Below are 14,758 nucleotides of genomic sequence, written 5' to 3'. Positions count from 1 at the left end.
GACATGCCTCGCGCAGGACTCACAGCCGACCGCCTCGCGATGGCGGGCGCGGAATTGGCCGACGAGGTCGGCTTCGAGCACGTGACCGTATCGGCAGTCGCCAGGCAGTTCGACGTCAAAGTCGCAAGCCTGTACTCCCACGTGAAGAGTTCGAACGACCTCAAAACCAGAATCGCGTTGCTCGCTTTGGAGGAGATGGCCGACCAGGCTGCCGACGCCGTGGCCGGTCGGTCCGGCCGCGACGCTTTGACCGCCTTCGCGAACGTCTATCGCGACTACGCGAAGGCACACCCCGGCCGGTACGCCGCGTCACAGATGCGCCTCACCCCGGAGGACGCAGCAGCGAGCGCGGGCTTCAGACACTCGCAGATGATGCGATCGATTCTGCGCGGATACAACCTCACCGACCTCGACCAGACTCACGCAGTTCGGTTGCTAGGCAGCGTTTTCCATGGATATGCCAGCCTGGAGTTAGGTGGATCGTTCAGCCACAGTGCACCGGACAGCGCCGAAAGCTGGTCAAGGATCCTCGAGGCTCTCGATTCGATGCTGACCAATTGGCCAGCGTCGAGTGCATGATCAGGCGTGCTTCTTGTGAGCAAAGTTCCTGCGCCACTTTGTGTTGGCATGCGGCCTGATGATGGAGACCGCAACCTCGAGCCCACCGCAGGAGCAGCGCCACACAATTGCGCGTTCCCGTAATCATTGGTCGCACTGGGACAGCAGAGCGTCCGAGTGGGCAGGAAGTCGAGGTCTGGGGCCGCGCCTAGAGGAGAAGCTTGGCACGCAGAGAGTCGATAGTGTCCTGGTCGACGCCGAGGCCCTCCCGTACTAAAGTATCCATACCACCGTAGAGTCGGTCCACCTGGGCGTACGCCGCATCGAGCCACGACAGGTCCACCGCGTCGTCCCGGCCCAGGTACGTGTTCGACGCCATGAAGTCGGCACTGATGACCTCACGCGGGACACCGAGGATGGTCAGCAGGATCGCGGTACCCCAACCGGTGCGGTCCTTCCCTGCGCTGCAGTGGTAGACGGTTGCGCCGTCGGAGTTGTTCGCGATCGCCGTCAGCAGATCATGGAAGGCGACATCGGAATCACGGTAGTTGACCAGTCGTCTGGCAACCACTGCGTCACCGTCAACCGTTCGGTACTCAAGATGATTCGACGACTCATAGCCATCATCCTTCCAGTTAGCCCCGGCTCGAGTGCTCCGACCCAAACCAAGGGGACATGTCATCGCTACAGGTCAGAGGATCAACCGAAAGACTTCATTCTCGCTGCCGAGGCGTGAGGCTAGACAGCATTCGGTAAAAACCACGGAGTACCACCAGAACGGGCGGCGCCGGACACGGCAACCCGGAAGCTGGGGACTGCCCCCGGTTTGGTTGACATCTGACCGGTGAAGATCAGTCTTCACGGTGAAAGGATGTACGTCATGCCGAAGCCGTTCCCCGAGGAGTTCCGCCGCGACGTGGTCGCGGTTGCCCGCAAACGCGAAGCACCGCTGAATCAGATCGCGAAAGATTTCGGGATCTCCGAACCCACGTTGCACAACTGGCTCAGGAAAGCCGACATCGAAGACGGCAACCGGCCTGGATTGACCAAGGACGATTCCGCCGAGCTCCGCGAAGCGAAGAAACGAATTCGGCTGCTCGAGCAGGAAGCGGAAGTGATGCGTCGAGCGGTCGCCTACCTGTCTCGGGACGTCAACCCAAAATGATGTACCCGCTGGTCCGCAACCTCGCCGCAGACGGAATTCCTGTCGCGGTGACTGCCAGGTACTCGGATTCTCCGCTCAAGCGTTCTACAAATGGCCTCAAGATCCTGTGACACAAAGGGATTGGGACGATGCACATCGGGAGGTATCGGCTTCGGTCGTCGCGGTCATGCGCGACGGGCTCGGAATGGAACTCGAGCGCATCCGCTACACCGCCGGTGACGAAACCGGATTCGACAGGTACCGGGGTGACCTGTTGATCGCTGAACAGCCCACCCAACGCGGCGCACCCGACCGATGCACCGACTGGACGGATTTCGCCGAGCGACTGGAATGGGTGCTGTGCACTATGCCCGGCTACGACATCGTGACCCTCATGGCCCCTGGAGTGAAAGACCTCGGCTCGATCCAATTCCAGCAGGTCAACGGGAGATTGGAGGCGAGCATGATCACGGCGGACACCGTTCCCGGTTCCGGTGATCTGGACCTTCGGCTGCGTGCACTCGGCTGGCAGGTAACAGAAGGACCGGGAGCCCCCGACGTGGAATGGCTGTATGGCCCGTTCAGTTCATCCGCCGGTTTCGTCGACCTCCGCCTCGACCGAATCCCACAGCTCACGGTCGACACCTTCCGCACTGTGCACGGCATCAACAGCCCACAAGAACTCGCCGTGAACGGTCGCCGAGATACCGTTGTATCCGGTAATTAGGCCTACATCGGCCGCGAATTGGGAATCCCGATCCAGGCCTACGAGCAGTAAGCGCTGTCGCCGCTTCGAACCGCCAAGGCGGCGCGGAAGTTCCGTCAGGAGCTTTCCAGAGCTACCAGCACCCCACCAGAATGTACTGGTGCAGATCCCTTCTCGACGTTTGCATGCAAAACGTATGCTCGTCTGCATCGGCCTGTACGGGAATCAGCAGGTGGCGGACGTTCTTGCGCCGTACCGGGGGCGGTCCAGGCGCCACATCGAGCACCGCTGGTTCCGATCGGGAACCGAGATGTAACTGTTTCGGAACCCGCTCCTGTAGGGTGTCGCCATGGCCTTTGATCTCGATGACAGAACTCTGGCTTTCGCAGAAGCCGCGCGGAAGACCGCTAGAGAACTCGACACCAGCTTCGCTGCACTGACGGACATGCTGACCGTGAACCCCACAGTCAAACAGCTGCTCGCAGCAGGACTCACCCACGCCCGCGTCGCGCGAACGGTTCAGCTCCGCAAACAACAGGTCGGAATCATCGCTCGGACCCCCTTCCACGCCTCACCGTTCGCGCAATCGGTAGCGGTGGACCCGTGGAAACTTGGAGGCCAGCTGTGGGGCGGAACGGAAACATTCACACGCGCCGTCAACCACGCACTCGAATGGGACATCGAGCACCTCGACGACATCGCGCCGGCTCGTCAGCACGCAGCCGAGTATGGAATCAACACCCTTGAGGAGGAACTTGGCGCCTACCAATGCGCCTATGCACGTTGCCAATCAGTGCATCCACACACGCCGCGGATCTCGGACGTGCACGACAAACGCATCGCCGCCCTGCGGTGCGGCGTACTCGGCGCAACCGAGAACGACCTCCGAGATGCCGAAACCTCCATCCTCGACCTGATCGACACACCACTCGTACCGGAAATCCCCAACCACATCTACACAGCCGCACACGGTCGAATCAGAGCAGACCAAGGCCACCCGTGGGAGCAGGCCCTCTTCGAGGCCCGTGAAGCCCGTGAAGCGGACGAACTGAAGAACTATGGGCGCCTACGCCCCACACTCGCCGACGACTCCTTAGACCCACGGATCCTCGCCCGCGATATCAAACTCTTCAACTTCGGAGATCAACGCGTCAACCTCATCGAAACAACCCCTGCCACAGGCCCCCACCGCGGCCAGCGGCGCGAAAACATCCTCAGAGACTTCGCACTGGACACACTCCACGTGAGCTGGGATCAGCATCAGACAATCTCCCCGACCAACCGCCCCCCGGAAGACATCGAACGCGAAATTGCTCACGCTCTCGGCAAATATCTCGTCGAGCACGACCCTGAAGATGACTTTCGCTGAAGGGACTCAGAGAAACCCCGACGTGTGACGACACGGCAGTCCCACTTCGATGCATCCTCAGAACCCGCCCAACAATCGATGTGTGTCAGCAACAAGGGTAGACGGTGAACCGTCCAGCTATTGTCCACTGATGAGCGAGAAAACGAACAAATTTGCCCTTCGCCGCGGCGCTACCTACGCGAACGGACGACGATGGCGCACCGGCGAGCCCCTGACTAAGTACAAGCACCACGTACTGGAGGCACACGATCTCGAGTCGGAGTCTGGGGACGAATTCGTCATCAAAGGCACCCAGTACGCTAGACCGAAGAGCATCAAGCGCTTTCGGAAAGAAATCAGTGGCATGAAGCGGTTGACCAACCGTCGCACGCCGGGGGTACTTCCGCTGATCGATTCCAAGTCGACGGCTACCGAACTCTGGTATGTCATGCCCAAGGCGCAACCGTTGGCGGACTACCTGATGGATTGCAGCTTCGACGACACCGCAAGAGCATTCGTAGTTCTCGCCGACACCTTGGCCTCGCTCAGAATGGAGTCCGATCCGATCAGCCACCGTGATATTAAGCCGGACAATCTCTTTTGGTTCGAGGGTGGACCGGTCCTTGCGGACTTTGGCATCGCGACGTGGCCCAAATCTCAGTGGAAGATGACTGAGGAAGGCGACAAAGTGGGGCCGATGTACTATCTCGCCCCCGAGGCACGCTACAACCGCGAGGGGATCAAATGGGAATTCGCCGACATCTATTCCCTCGCAATGACCTTCTGGTCGATCGCGGCACCGAGGGATGTCTCGAAAAAAGGGCAAGTCGACCGTCACGGCTCCCCCACCCGGCCCGATCTTGCCGTCTCAGTACCAGTTTTCACTAGCACGTTTCGGCGGGGCTCATGCTGCAGCGCTTGATGCATTGATGGATCAGGCCACGGACTTCTACCCGACCAACCGCCCAACGGCTGTCGAGTTCCGTGATGAACTCACCGAGTGGCTGGAGAGGTACCCGGGCCATCATCCGCGACCGAAGTTCACTGCGAACCTCCCGCAGGGTTTCACGGGGCTGCGACGGGTACTTGCTCAAATCCAGGAGAACCAAAGAATGTTCCTGGACGCGACCCGCAAGGAGTGCCGAGAAATACTAGGGGCGATCGACTGGGACGAATCTGTTTCCGTAGCCTACGACGCTCGCAAGGTAAAGGACTCGGATGAAAATCCGCGTCACCTCCCTATCATGGCGGCACATGGGAGAAGTGAAGACGATGAGTGGGACGACGCACTCGTTTTGGCGCTGCAGCACCCTGCTGGTCTCAGGCGCCTCGTCGTCGGCGGATTTATAAGCTACAAGGCGCGAGTGGATTTGCTGATCGAATATCAAGAGCGTGTCAATGGCGCATGGGAACTCAAGTCCGCCATGGATGTTCCTGATCTGCCTATTGCCCGCCTCACCACCGGCAAAAGGATCCGGAGTGGCATCGCCGAGGCGTTGGAAGCGGCGACTGACCCCACCTCCGCAACAGTTGTCGCCGAAGGCCCTGCCCGCAGCTGGGCAGGATCGCGCATCCTCTGATCGAACTGCCACTCGGCGACCCGCCGACCGTACTAGCGAAAAAGCTGAGAAATGAGGCCCGTAGCCGATCCAGGCTACGGGCCTCGGTGCGCACCACACTCACCTCAGGCCGTCCTCATCAAGCGGACGGTCGTGATAGCGCCCTGTTTTTCCTGTCACGGCGTGACGGTGATACCTGGCGTGGAGTTGAACTTGAGTGCCCCGGTCATCTTCGCCGTTCCGGCCCCTGCTGCGGGGCAGGACGCGCTTCCACCGTTGGAAGTGAAGTTCACCGTTCCAGTGTTGTTGGCGGTGACGGTGTGTGTTGTGTTGTTGTAGGGCACGGGACCGGCGGTGCTGGTGGTGACGTCGATGACGCAGCTACCGGCGACTACGTGGGCTCCACCGTTGGGAATTTTGATACTTCCCATCGGTGATCCGCTGTCGGCGTTCACATTCAGAGCCCAGGAACCCGACGTAGTGATTGTTGCAGGCACACCTTCGAGGTCACATCCGGACAGTGCCACGCTGGCGATGTTGATATTGATGCCGCCCGTTCCCGAGTTCACGTTGCCGGGCGCAGCAGGGGTGGTTCCGGTTCCGCTGACGCTGGTGCAGTACAACTCGAGTCCGCCGGTTGTCACGAAGCTGAGTCCACTGCTGGTGGCCGTCACTGGAGTGGCTGTGGCGGGGCTGATCGTGGTGGACGCTGCTGCGATTCCGGATGCGGCGATGGTCAATGCGGCTGCTGCCCCGACGATCGCGGAGGCCTTGCCGAGCATTGTGCGTGATGACATGTGATGTGCCTTTCTGTCGAATACCTTTGGGGTGAACCGTGAGTCGAAAGAAATTCAGGCGGGTGTGATCTCTACCCGGCGGCTCCCATCTGTGCCACAGCGGCGGGTTCGGCTGCCTGTGCAGCGGATGCTGTCGGCGGTCGGACCTTGCGTGCGGCGACGGTGTAGACGTCGCTGGAGGTGGTCAGAGAGTTCTTTCCGCTGGCGGAGGGGGTTCCTGCTCGCAGGTTCACCGCCCAGTTGAGTGCACCGAACACGCCACATCCGCTGGCGGCGGGAGCTGCGAAGAGATTGTCGGTGTGCTGTACGGCGGGGAACACAGCTCCGGGGTACTCACCGATCGGCTCCGAGGGCGGGTTTCCGGTAGTCGTGAGGTGCAGGTTGATCGGGTTCGCCGTGGAGCCCAGGTAGCAGTTGTTGCCCAGCAATGAGTTCGACAGCTTCAGCCGCACGGGCATCGTCAGTTCTTGATCGAGCACCTTGATGTTCGGCAGCCCAACAGCTTCGACCGTTGCGGTGATCTGGGTCAGATTCAGCGGGGTGTCGATTCCGATAGCCCCGCCCGGCACGGAGATCGGGTTCGAGTACACACCGTTGCGGCCATCCGGCTTGGGGACGAAGGTTTCGACGAAGCTGCCGTCAGGCTGGGTGGCGTACTTGACTCCACCGGCGATCTTGAGTCCGCCGTCGGGCACGGGCACGGTCAGTCCCCCGATTTTCATCGAGCCGCCGCGCACCACGACGGTGGCGCAGGTCGCGACGTCGAGGTCTTCGACGGGGCATGTACCCCACCCGTCGAACGTCAAGGGAGTGGCGGTGGGTGTGCCGGACGAACCGAGGGAGGAAGTTTGTTCCGCGCTAGCAACTCCGCCTCCTATCAGCGCGAGGGCTGCGGCGATGGCCAGCGTGGGGGCGACTCGGGTTCTCAAGGCGTTCTTGGACATTGGACTCCTCAGGCATGGAATCGACGCATCGAAATGTCACTCGCTCGATGTGCCGTGAGTCACATCTATGCGACCCGCAGCGAAGGCTACCGACCGGTAGTACTCAAAGTCACACATATGCGAAAAGTTCCGACTTTCCGGGGATGCATCCCAAACTTTCGACGGAGTTTCCCTTAAATCGCCCGGGACCTTCTACCCTTCCCATTGGTCAAGATTCGACGGAACACCAACGCCGCGTGGACGGATGATGCAGCGACTGCGAGATCTCCGAAACTTATCCAGGGTTCATCGGAGATGAGACGCGCCTACGCCACCTGCTCGGCAGGTATACCCGCACGCCTGGCGCGCCTACGCGATGAAACGCGTCAGCACGCCTCGCAAACCACCCATCGTCCAGGTCCTACACCGAAGAGCGTTACGGCCGAATGTACTTGAAGACAGCGTTCTTGCGACGAATCACGCTGATGCCGATTGTGGTGGCCTGCTGCACCAATCCCGGATGCGAACGTGTTGGTCGGCGGCGAGATGGCCCACCGACTCGGGCGCGATGCGCGGTCACCGCATACCTCTCGCCGTTGCCACTCAGATCGATTGCAAGCCAAAATGTTAACTCGCCATTCGGAACAGTCTGCGCTCGACGAAGCCACGAACTTCCTGGGTCAGCGTGGAGGTAAAAGCCGTCGCCGGGGCGTGAAGCTCTCCCCTCCTTGAGCTTTCGCAAGCAGTCTCGCAGTTCGGTCTCCTGGGAGGTATCGATTGTTCCCACCTCGATCCACTCCGTCCCAGTGCCTTGAGTACCGAGGACGACATCGCCGGTGAGGGCATCGGAAATCCAGACACGCAGATAGGTCACACCGCTATCCTGCCTCACGTGCCCATCGCAGCCGCCGGTCAGGCCGCGCCCGACCCCGCGATTCTCGATACCATCGCCGGATCGACAACTCCACGCATCGCCGACCATTGTCGAGACATTCTCAGCATTAGGTGGTTGAACGCAGGACATTAGCTCGTGGATCTCGTCGGCAGCCTGTCAAAGTACGTCTTTGTGTCATTCACAGTCCGGCGCAGGGCATTCGTGACGATCGCGGAACCTAACCGCAGGGGCGCATGAAGCCGGGGCTTCGCTTCGATCGCAAACGTCCACGTGAGTCTGCACCCTGCCGCACGTTGCTCGATCAGTACGTCCTCAGCGAATCGGTGTAGCCCTGGCACTGTGAATGCGGGGGCATAGAAAGTGTTGCGATAGCGTATATTCGGCGTTTCGTCCCACAAGAAGTAGTGTTCCTTCGCTTTGATCGAGGACGGCTTCATCGACAACTCGCGCACGGCACCGACGCCAAGCGGCTGCGGTGTGAGGTAGCGAGACCCTGTGATGAACGTGCACCATGACAGCGCCCCAGCCTGAGTCATCTCCAGCCACGCAGTCTTCGAGGACACAGGAAGTTCCACCGAAAAACGTTTGATCATCGGTGCGGTGGTCAGGAAAGACTCGGTACACGGCTGCAGCTCGAACCATTTCGCCATAGCGGTGAGGGTATCCATGTAAGCGCGCCGTGTCCGAAGATTGGAGTGCGGACGCCATGGCGACCTTCGCCCGAACGCTGCCACCACAGTTGATCGACGCGCCGAGCTGAACATGCCCGCCCCGACGCAAGACTCAACCGCCCCGACATCGTCCGATCAAGCGCTCACCAGCAGAGACTAGGGGCAGTGGCAAGCAAGATCACCACGACAAACGTCGACAACACGACCGACAGCGCCGCGAGCACGGACGCAGTCACGGTGCGGAGACGAAGTGCGCAGACGACGAAGACCCCCGACCATACGGCCAACGTCGCTATCACCAGCCATCCACCGCCAGCCATGTCCCGCTCTGCAGGGCCATCACAACTCGTGTCTATCGATCCCCACAGACCGAACAGCACCAAGGCTGCAGCCGACAGTGTCCAGACCAACACAAAGAGCGACACGCCGATTTTCTTCCAGATGGTCACGTTCTCAGCCTGTACGCGCGGTGAGGCCCGCGGATCAGTACAACTACTCAACCTCAAACGAGGCGACTTCTACCCACTGACTAGCCGACGTGCGGACCAAGAGTTCGTTCCCCTACTTGCCGCATCTGATCGCCATCAAATGATCCCTCCCGGCCTTTGATTACAGGCTACCTACGTGATCGGCAATCCGGCCTCGGACAGTGTCAGGGTCACTCATGGCGACCAGCAGGTACAAGTAGGGCAACAGAGCGATGTCGTTAGGGATCTTCCCGTTGTGCTGAGCGAGCAGTCGCTCCTCGAGTTCGGCCGCGATTCGCTTGTCCTCACTCGTACGCAGTCCACCGTATCCATGAGTGGCGTTGCGGTGCAGCACCATTAGCCTCGCCGCGGCGTCCTGGAGGTTAATCGTCTTGGCTTGACCATCTGCTTGATGGATGGTGACCGTGCGCGCATTGCGCTGGTGGGCGATGAAGAACCCCGCTTGCACCTCTTCGAGCGCGTCCAATGCGCGCTGCGCTGCAGGGAGCAGAATTTCCGATGCTGGAGCTGGCATCGATCTCTTCACGAACTCGAATTGCTCACGCGCATAGGCCAACGTGAAGAGCTTCTTGAGGTTGACCTTCGATCCGAGTAGGCGATCGGAGAACGAACCGAGAAGTGTGAATGCTGTCGCACGTTGTCCGACAGGATCGCGGACCGACATCTGGAGCGAGGTCGTGAGGCGAAGAATCTGGTCGACGGTCAGCATCCAATGCTGTTGCTCATGCGGGGCATACAGGCCACCGGAGTCGACAAAGGTCGCAGGATCTGTCAGATAGGTGAATAGTTGATTCAAGCGCAGTACCCACCAGTCGACGGCCTCCCGGGTCGCGACGGGCGCAAATTGCGGTCTGCCGGGATCAACCGACTGGCCTGTCTCCGGGAGCAACTGCAGCATGCCCCTACTCATGGAAGTGACCGACGGTACCGCCCGTCCAAATCCGAAAACAATGGCGGACTGAGGGCGCGAGATCGGGAATCCCCACATGCACGGCAGAAGCGAACCCATCAGCGGCCCGAGAAACGAGCCGCTGAGCACGAGTGAGCGAATTTGTTCCTCCGCGGACTGAAATGTCAGCCCGTCCTGCTCGACATTGACTGTGCCCGTGCGGAGTTCGTTGATCAGCTGCGGGTCTTGGGCCAGCCTGAGGAGAATCGAGGGAAGTTTCACCCGCAGGCGCAGCACCTCCGACGTCGAGATGAGATGCGCGCTGCGATCGGGAAACAATGGAATTTCCGTGTTCTCTCGAACAGCCAGCCCGAGAAGGTCGAAGCACCGCTCCGCAAGGGCCGCGCTGTCACCGACATCGACCAGCATCAGCTCAGCCTGAAAGTGCCTCAGCCGCGTGACCAAATCAGCGTCAGGGTTTCCCGCGGCAGAACGGAGTTGTTGCATCTGCGCCTCAACAGTCGGGCTCCGCCGATAGTGCGGCAGTACATCCAAAAACTTTGTTAGAATGTCGAATTGCGGCACTCGAAGCCTGGCACCGCTCAGGGTTCGGGACGTTATCAATTCATAATGCCGACCAGCTGGAGTCGCTGCGTGAATGCTCCATCTGTTGCCAGCGATTCGACTTGCACTCAAACCAAGACTTCCGAACAGCCCTTTTAAGTCGCCGCCATGGAGTTCCGAGGGCAACTCGAGTTCCGCTGAAGGTCTCATCGACTGCATCCGAACAGCATAGAACCTGCCAAACCACACTTCGCCACAAAATGTTCCGGCACTCGCCCACAGTCCTCGACGGTTCTGCGCAAGTCTCGGCTGCCTGTTGGCGCTGTCGGATGTGCGCGGCCATCTTCGACGGAGACGGTGCATCGAAATGGGTGATCGCGCGCGGGACTGTCAGCGGTCCCCCGCCTGGCCACTTTCATCGCAGCGGCGGGCGAGGTGATGGGTGGCTCCATCGACGGCAGTGTCAGCGAAGGTCGCCATGTCGACAAGCTCCCCCACTCTGAACATTCTGGTCTTACTGTCGCAGTGCTTGGCGGAGTGAACCTCGGTCACCTGTGATGGATCGCAGACTCGGACGAACACATGCACTCCGGTATCGATCACACCCAGGACAGCTTGTCCGTCAGCAGTGCTCATGCCCTCCTCGATCCGCTCTGCAGGCAGCCGAAAATAGGTCGCGTCGATTTGAGGTTCAGCCACAGGTCACCATGTTGTCGCGGTCATCGGACGGGGGTGTGGCCATTCTCGGCCATATCCACTCACGTGGATCAAAAGCGAATGCGATGCACGCCGTTTCGGTCGTCTGCTCAGCACACACCGCCTCCGAACAATGCACGTACAGTCGCCGGTGGGGCAGCCGTCTCAGCTGCCGGAAGTACGATCCAGAAATGCCTTTACCGCAGCGGATCGATCGCGCGGGTCATTCCGTATCGGTCCAAGATTTCTTGAGCCGTTGACAGACCGGGGACGACTCCCTCACGCTTGAATCCGCGCTCAGCTCCGCACGCGGCAAGCGAATCGAATACTGCACCAACCAGCGGGTTACCCTGGAGCTCATCGCCCAGTTCCTGAGCGTCCAAGAACTGATCCCATCCGATTCCCAACCACGCCACGCATTCTCGCAATGATGCAATCGCCGACGCCTCTGCAACCGCGTGCGCCTGCGGCGACATTGCACCCTCGTAAGGAGCGAGCGGACCTACGTCGCCTACCCATCTCGACAATGTCGTCCATACTGCCATGGGAGCTCCTTCCCTCTGAGATATTCCGTAGTTGAGCCATTCAATCAATACCTTCAGCCCTGCGCGACTCCAATCGTGAGCGTGCGAGAAACCACTGAGCAATTTCAGTTCGGCGGGGCGCCGAGCATGCGTACAGACGTTCCATCCCAATGGAATTCGACTGGTGTTCGTGTTCCGTCGTTGCAGGCGTTGCAGGTTTGGCCTGTTTTGTAGGTGAGGACGACGGTGTCGTTCGTCGAGGATCCGATATCGAGGTCGGTGAATCCGTATGCCTTCGATGTTCCGGTTCCGAGGTATTCGCCGCGGTGGAACATCAGTGCCTGGACCGGTGAGCTACCTGTTGCGCCTTGGACTGTGACGAGGATGGTGGACAGGTCTGCGCATGGGTCGTAGTTGCTTGCGATGGGTGTGGTTAACCATTCGCGGCCGGTGATGGGTTCGGCGGGCAATTGAGCCAAGGCCGATGATATTGCCGCCGTGGCTGATTCCCCGCATTCGGGCGCTGATTCGGCGCGGAGTGCGGGAACGGCAGATCGCACGGGTGACCCTCGCGCACGACGGGGTGGTGCACGGGAGCCGTACGAACGAACTGGAAAGTGGGGAACACCCAGACATCCCCGTCCTTGAACGCCGCCAACTTCTTTGCTCGGCGGCTCCGTGAAACCGCTGCGTCCGTGGATCCCAGCAGGGCCGCGACGGTGTACGCATTCAGCAGCCATTCCGACTCGTCACCACCGGCAGAAGTTTGGACAGGTCTCTCGTGCATCAAACGTGTTACGGCCGCGTTGATTCCAGCGACGGCGACATCATCACTCTCGACGTCGTCAACTCCGCCAGCACCTGGCAACAGTTGTTCAGCGCACCGACCGAAATGGTTGATCACCTTCCGACGCCGACCTGACGCACCGCCCCAGACCTTGCGCGCGTCCTCCTCGGGCGCGACGTACCCCGGGACGGACGTGAGCCCGTCGATCAGAGCATCCACTTCCCTCCTCGCATTATCCCGAACGATCTCCGCGGTGGTTGAATTCAGTGCTATTCGGAATTGCTCACCTTCACCGATACTCGGCCGTCCACCCACATCGTCGGAGAACTCCGCAGCGAGATAGTCGTAGACGTTGACTGCAAGGACGAGCACTCTCTCAAGAATGTCCCACTGGACGGTGACGCCCAGTTTGTCAGCGGGATCGATCTTCACCGTGTAGGAAGGGTGGGCAGCAAAAGCATTTCGGAGCGCCTTGGCGTACCGAATTTCGTTCTTTGTCTGAACCACGAAGTCGGCACTGATCCTGAGCCGAGATTGCTCGTAGTGGCCCACAACCAGGTTATCGCCGTCAATGAGACGGCCGATATGAGCGATAGTGTCACGATCAGCACGAGCTCGGTCGCCGGACTCCACCTGTTTCTTGACACGCCCGACAACTCGCACCAATGATGTCGAGCGTCTGTCGTTGTCAAATACACCTGCCACATCGATGATCGCGGTTCTGCCTTGTGCGCGCAACAACCCGAGCAACGCCGCTCGCACTGAACGGTTCGCCAGCACGATCTCATTGCTGAGCGCAACCGCCAGATAGTAGTACGTGTAATAACTGCTGATCGCCTGCTCAATCAAGAATTCCCCGGTAGCGGAATGTATTTCGCCGATCGACACAGCCTCGACCTGCTCCCGCAGCGAATCTCGCTCGGAAGCTGTATGCCCTGGAACGGGATAGTCGATTGACGGGCGGTAGGCGAGCCCAAAGTTCTCGGCCAGCGGCTCATTGCTGTCGTTCGTTGGGCCGATAACACTGAACACACTGATCATCATCAGTTCCGTTCCAATAGACAGCATCGTCGCGACCATCCTGCCACTACCGGCTGCCGGATTCTGCCGTCTGAAGAAGGCACTTCCATGTTGCGCTTGGACATACGAAAAGCCCCCGCCGACCAATCTTGGATTCCAAGGGTTGTCGCAACATGTGGTCATGTCTGTCGGTAAGTATCGGCGATTGTGAGTCTCTGCGTCATCAGCCTGGTGCAAATTGGATTGAGTGACAAGGCTGGGCCGTGAAAGGCTTGTGCCATGACGAATTCTTCTTCTGCGATCAAGTCCATGATCAGGCTAGCCGACGCAGCTGATGTGCCAGACATCTTCGATGTTCGCACCAGCGTGCGCGACAACCACATGACGATCGAAGAGCTTGCGGAAGAAGGAATCACACCCGATGCCCTGCCCGGGATGCTGGACGGGTCTGGGCGCGGCTGGGTGGCCGAGGTCGATGGGCGCGTCGTTGCCTTCGCGATGGTGGACGCTGACGAGGCGACCGTCTTCGCACTGTTTGTCCGGCCCGAGTTCGAGGGGCAAGGCCTAGGGAAGATCCTGCTCGAGGTGGCCGAAGCATGGCTCGTTGAGCAGGGGCTCCGTGAGATATGGCTTGTGACGGACAAGGATCTTACGGTTCGCGCAAACGGGTTCTACCGCCACTTGGGCTGGCGAGATGACGGCATCCAGGCCGATGGGCAGGTGCGTTTGATCAAGGCGTGCTGAGGAATTCATTTTTGACAAGCGGATGTGTCACGAGTCGAGTGAGGCGCTCGGCTGGGGTATCCCAGTCGAGCGTCTTTCGGGGTCTGGTGTTGAGTTCGTGGGCGACTCGTTCAAGTTCGTCGGGGCCATGGATCGACAGATCTGTGCTCTTTGGAAAATACTGGCGCAGTAAACCATTGGTATATTTATTCGACGCTCGTTGCCAGGGCGAGGCGGGATCACAGAAGTAGACCGGCATCTCGGTCGCCATCGTGAAGGCCTTGTGGCCTCACATCTCGCTTCCTTGATCCCAGGTCAGCGAGCCGCGCGCTGCGACGCCTCCCGCAGCAGTGCTGGCGACTGGATGGTGCGTTCCCGGCACCTCCGCTGGGGGTTGTGGTCGGCGGCCTGTTCTACTTCCCACAGAGCGCTCTCCCTCCCACCGTCGCGATCACGAGGCGCACCG

Annotated in this window: 16 protein-coding genes and 2 pseudogenes; 7 read left to right on the top strand and 11 right to left on the bottom strand. The window is 60.0% G+C overall.

Features of this window, described 5'->3' with window-relative positions; translation table 11 throughout:
- Positions 1 to 3: 3 nt before the first annotated feature.
- Positions 4 to 579 carry a TetR/AcrR family transcriptional regulator gene (locus GJB56_RS05825; RefSeq protein WP_070797186.1) on the top strand — a complete coding sequence of 192 codons (576 nt, stop codon included), beginning with the start codon at positions 4 to 6 and terminating at the stop codon, positions 577 to 579.
- 187 nt (positions 580 to 766) lie between these two features.
- Here the strand turns inward: GJB56_RS05825 and GJB56_RS05820 are convergent, their stop codons facing one another.
- Positions 767 to 1,129 carry a tyrosine-protein phosphatase gene (locus GJB56_RS05820; RefSeq protein ID WP_230091143.1) on the bottom strand — a complete coding sequence of 121 codons (363 nt, stop codon included), beginning with the start codon at positions 1,127 to 1,129 and terminating at the stop codon, positions 767 to 769.
- 309 nt (positions 1,130 to 1,438) lie between these two features.
- Between GJB56_RS05820 and GJB56_RS05815 the strand changes: the two are divergent.
- The 5 genes and pseudogenes from GJB56_RS05815 to GJB56_RS05800 form a co-directional block, all read left to right on the top strand.
- A pseudogene (locus tag GJB56_RS05815) lies at positions 1,439 to 1,859 on the top strand (transposase); the annotation flags it as partial.
- Between the two features lie 30 nt (positions 1,860 to 1,889).
- Positions 1,890 to 2,429, top strand: coding sequence for a TY-Chap domain-containing protein (locus GJB56_RS32050; protein ID WP_070161189.1), 540 nt, complete (start codon positions 1,890 to 1,892; stop codon positions 2,427 to 2,429).
- Between the two features lie 328 nt (positions 2,430 to 2,757).
- Positions 2,758 to 3,777 (top strand): hypothetical protein, encoded by a 1,020-nt coding sequence (locus GJB56_RS31330; RefSeq protein ID WP_195849589.1) that lies wholly within the window; start codon positions 2,758 to 2,760, stop codon positions 3,775 to 3,777.
- A gap of 130 nt (positions 3,778 to 3,907) precedes the next feature.
- Positions 3,908 to 4,678 (top strand): protein kinase domain-containing protein, encoded by a 771-nt coding sequence (locus GJB56_RS05805; protein WP_070161185.1) that lies wholly within the window; start codon positions 3,908 to 3,910, stop codon positions 4,676 to 4,678.
- 7 nt (positions 4,679 to 4,685) lie between these two features.
- Positions 4,686 to 5,336 carry a hypothetical protein gene (locus tag GJB56_RS05800; RefSeq protein WP_113684463.1) on the top strand — a complete coding sequence of 217 codons (651 nt, stop codon included), beginning with the start codon at positions 4,686 to 4,688 and terminating at the stop codon, positions 5,334 to 5,336.
- A 155-nt stretch (positions 5,337 to 5,491) separates the two neighbouring features.
- Here the strand turns inward: GJB56_RS05800 and GJB56_RS05795 are convergent, their stop codons facing one another.
- The 9 genes from GJB56_RS05795 to GJB56_RS31320 form a co-directional block, all read right to left on the bottom strand.
- Entirely contained in the window at positions 5,492 to 6,112 is a 621-nt protein-coding gene (locus GJB56_RS05795) for a hypothetical protein (protein ID WP_230091142.1), read from the bottom strand.
- 71 nt (positions 6,113 to 6,183) lie between these two features.
- The gene (locus GJB56_RS05790; RefSeq protein WP_070161179.1) at positions 6,184 to 7,056 is read right to left on the bottom strand and encodes a hypothetical protein; all 873 of its coding nucleotides are present in this window, start codon (positions 7,054 to 7,056) and stop codon (positions 6,184 to 6,186) included.
- 1,002 nt (positions 7,057 to 8,058) lie between these two features.
- Positions 8,059 to 8,598, bottom strand: a complete 540-nt coding sequence (locus GJB56_RS05785) for a hypothetical protein (protein WP_070161175.1) — start codon at positions 8,596 to 8,598, stop codon at positions 8,059 to 8,061.
- 146 nt (positions 8,599 to 8,744) lie between these two features.
- Positions 8,745 to 9,050, bottom strand: a complete 306-nt coding sequence (locus tag GJB56_RS05780; RefSeq protein WP_113684461.1) for a hypothetical protein — start codon at positions 9,048 to 9,050, stop codon at positions 8,745 to 8,747.
- A 160-nt stretch (positions 9,051 to 9,210) separates the two neighbouring features.
- Complete coding sequence (locus tag GJB56_RS05775; RefSeq protein WP_154606649.1) at positions 9,211 to 10,761, bottom strand: hypothetical protein; 1,551 nt, start codon at positions 10,759 to 10,761, stop codon at positions 9,211 to 9,213.
- Between the two features lie 171 nt (positions 10,762 to 10,932).
- The gene (locus tag GJB56_RS05770) at positions 10,933 to 11,178 is read right to left on the bottom strand and encodes a hypothetical protein (RefSeq protein ID WP_133729330.1); all 246 of its coding nucleotides are present in this window, start codon (positions 11,176 to 11,178) and stop codon (positions 10,933 to 10,935) included.
- Between the two features lie 257 nt (positions 11,179 to 11,435).
- Positions 11,436 to 11,783 (bottom strand): hypothetical protein, encoded by a 348-nt coding sequence (locus GJB56_RS05765; protein ID WP_133729329.1) that lies wholly within the window; start codon positions 11,781 to 11,783, stop codon positions 11,436 to 11,438.
- A gap of 104 nt (positions 11,784 to 11,887) precedes the next feature.
- Positions 11,888 to 12,241, bottom strand: a complete 354-nt coding sequence (locus GJB56_RS31325; protein ID WP_195849588.1) for an LppP/LprE family lipoprotein — start codon at positions 12,239 to 12,241, stop codon at positions 11,888 to 11,890.
- Positions 12,196 to 13,629 (bottom strand): hypothetical protein, encoded by a 1,434-nt coding sequence (locus GJB56_RS31320; RefSeq protein ID WP_195849587.1) that lies wholly within the window; start codon positions 13,627 to 13,629, stop codon positions 12,196 to 12,198. Before GJB56_RS31320 ends, GJB56_RS31325 begins: the two co-directional genes overlap by 46 nt.
- A 219-nt stretch (positions 13,630 to 13,848) precedes the next feature.
- On the opposite strand from GJB56_RS31320, the gene GJB56_RS05750 reads away from it, so the two are divergent.
- The gene (locus tag GJB56_RS05750; protein WP_205318870.1) at positions 13,849 to 14,313 is read left to right on the top strand and encodes a GNAT family N-acetyltransferase; all 465 of its coding nucleotides are present in this window, start codon (positions 13,849 to 13,851) and stop codon (positions 14,311 to 14,313) included.
- On the opposite strand, the pseudogene GJB56_RS05745 reads toward GJB56_RS05750, so the two are convergent.
- Positions 14,300 to 14,614 (bottom strand): annotated as a pseudogene (locus GJB56_RS05745) (IS30 family transposase); the annotation flags it as partial. The gene GJB56_RS05750 and the pseudogene GJB56_RS05745 sit on opposite strands and share 14 nt — an antisense overlap.
- Positions 14,615 to 14,758: the final 144 nt, after the last annotated feature.

The organism is Rhodococcus sp. AQ5-07, assembly GCF_009707305.1.
Taxonomy (GTDB): domain Bacteria; phylum Actinomycetota; class Actinomycetes; order Mycobacteriales; family Mycobacteriaceae; genus Rhodococcus_F; species Rhodococcus_F erythropolis.
This window is presented reverse-complemented; position numbering and strand designations above follow the sequence as displayed.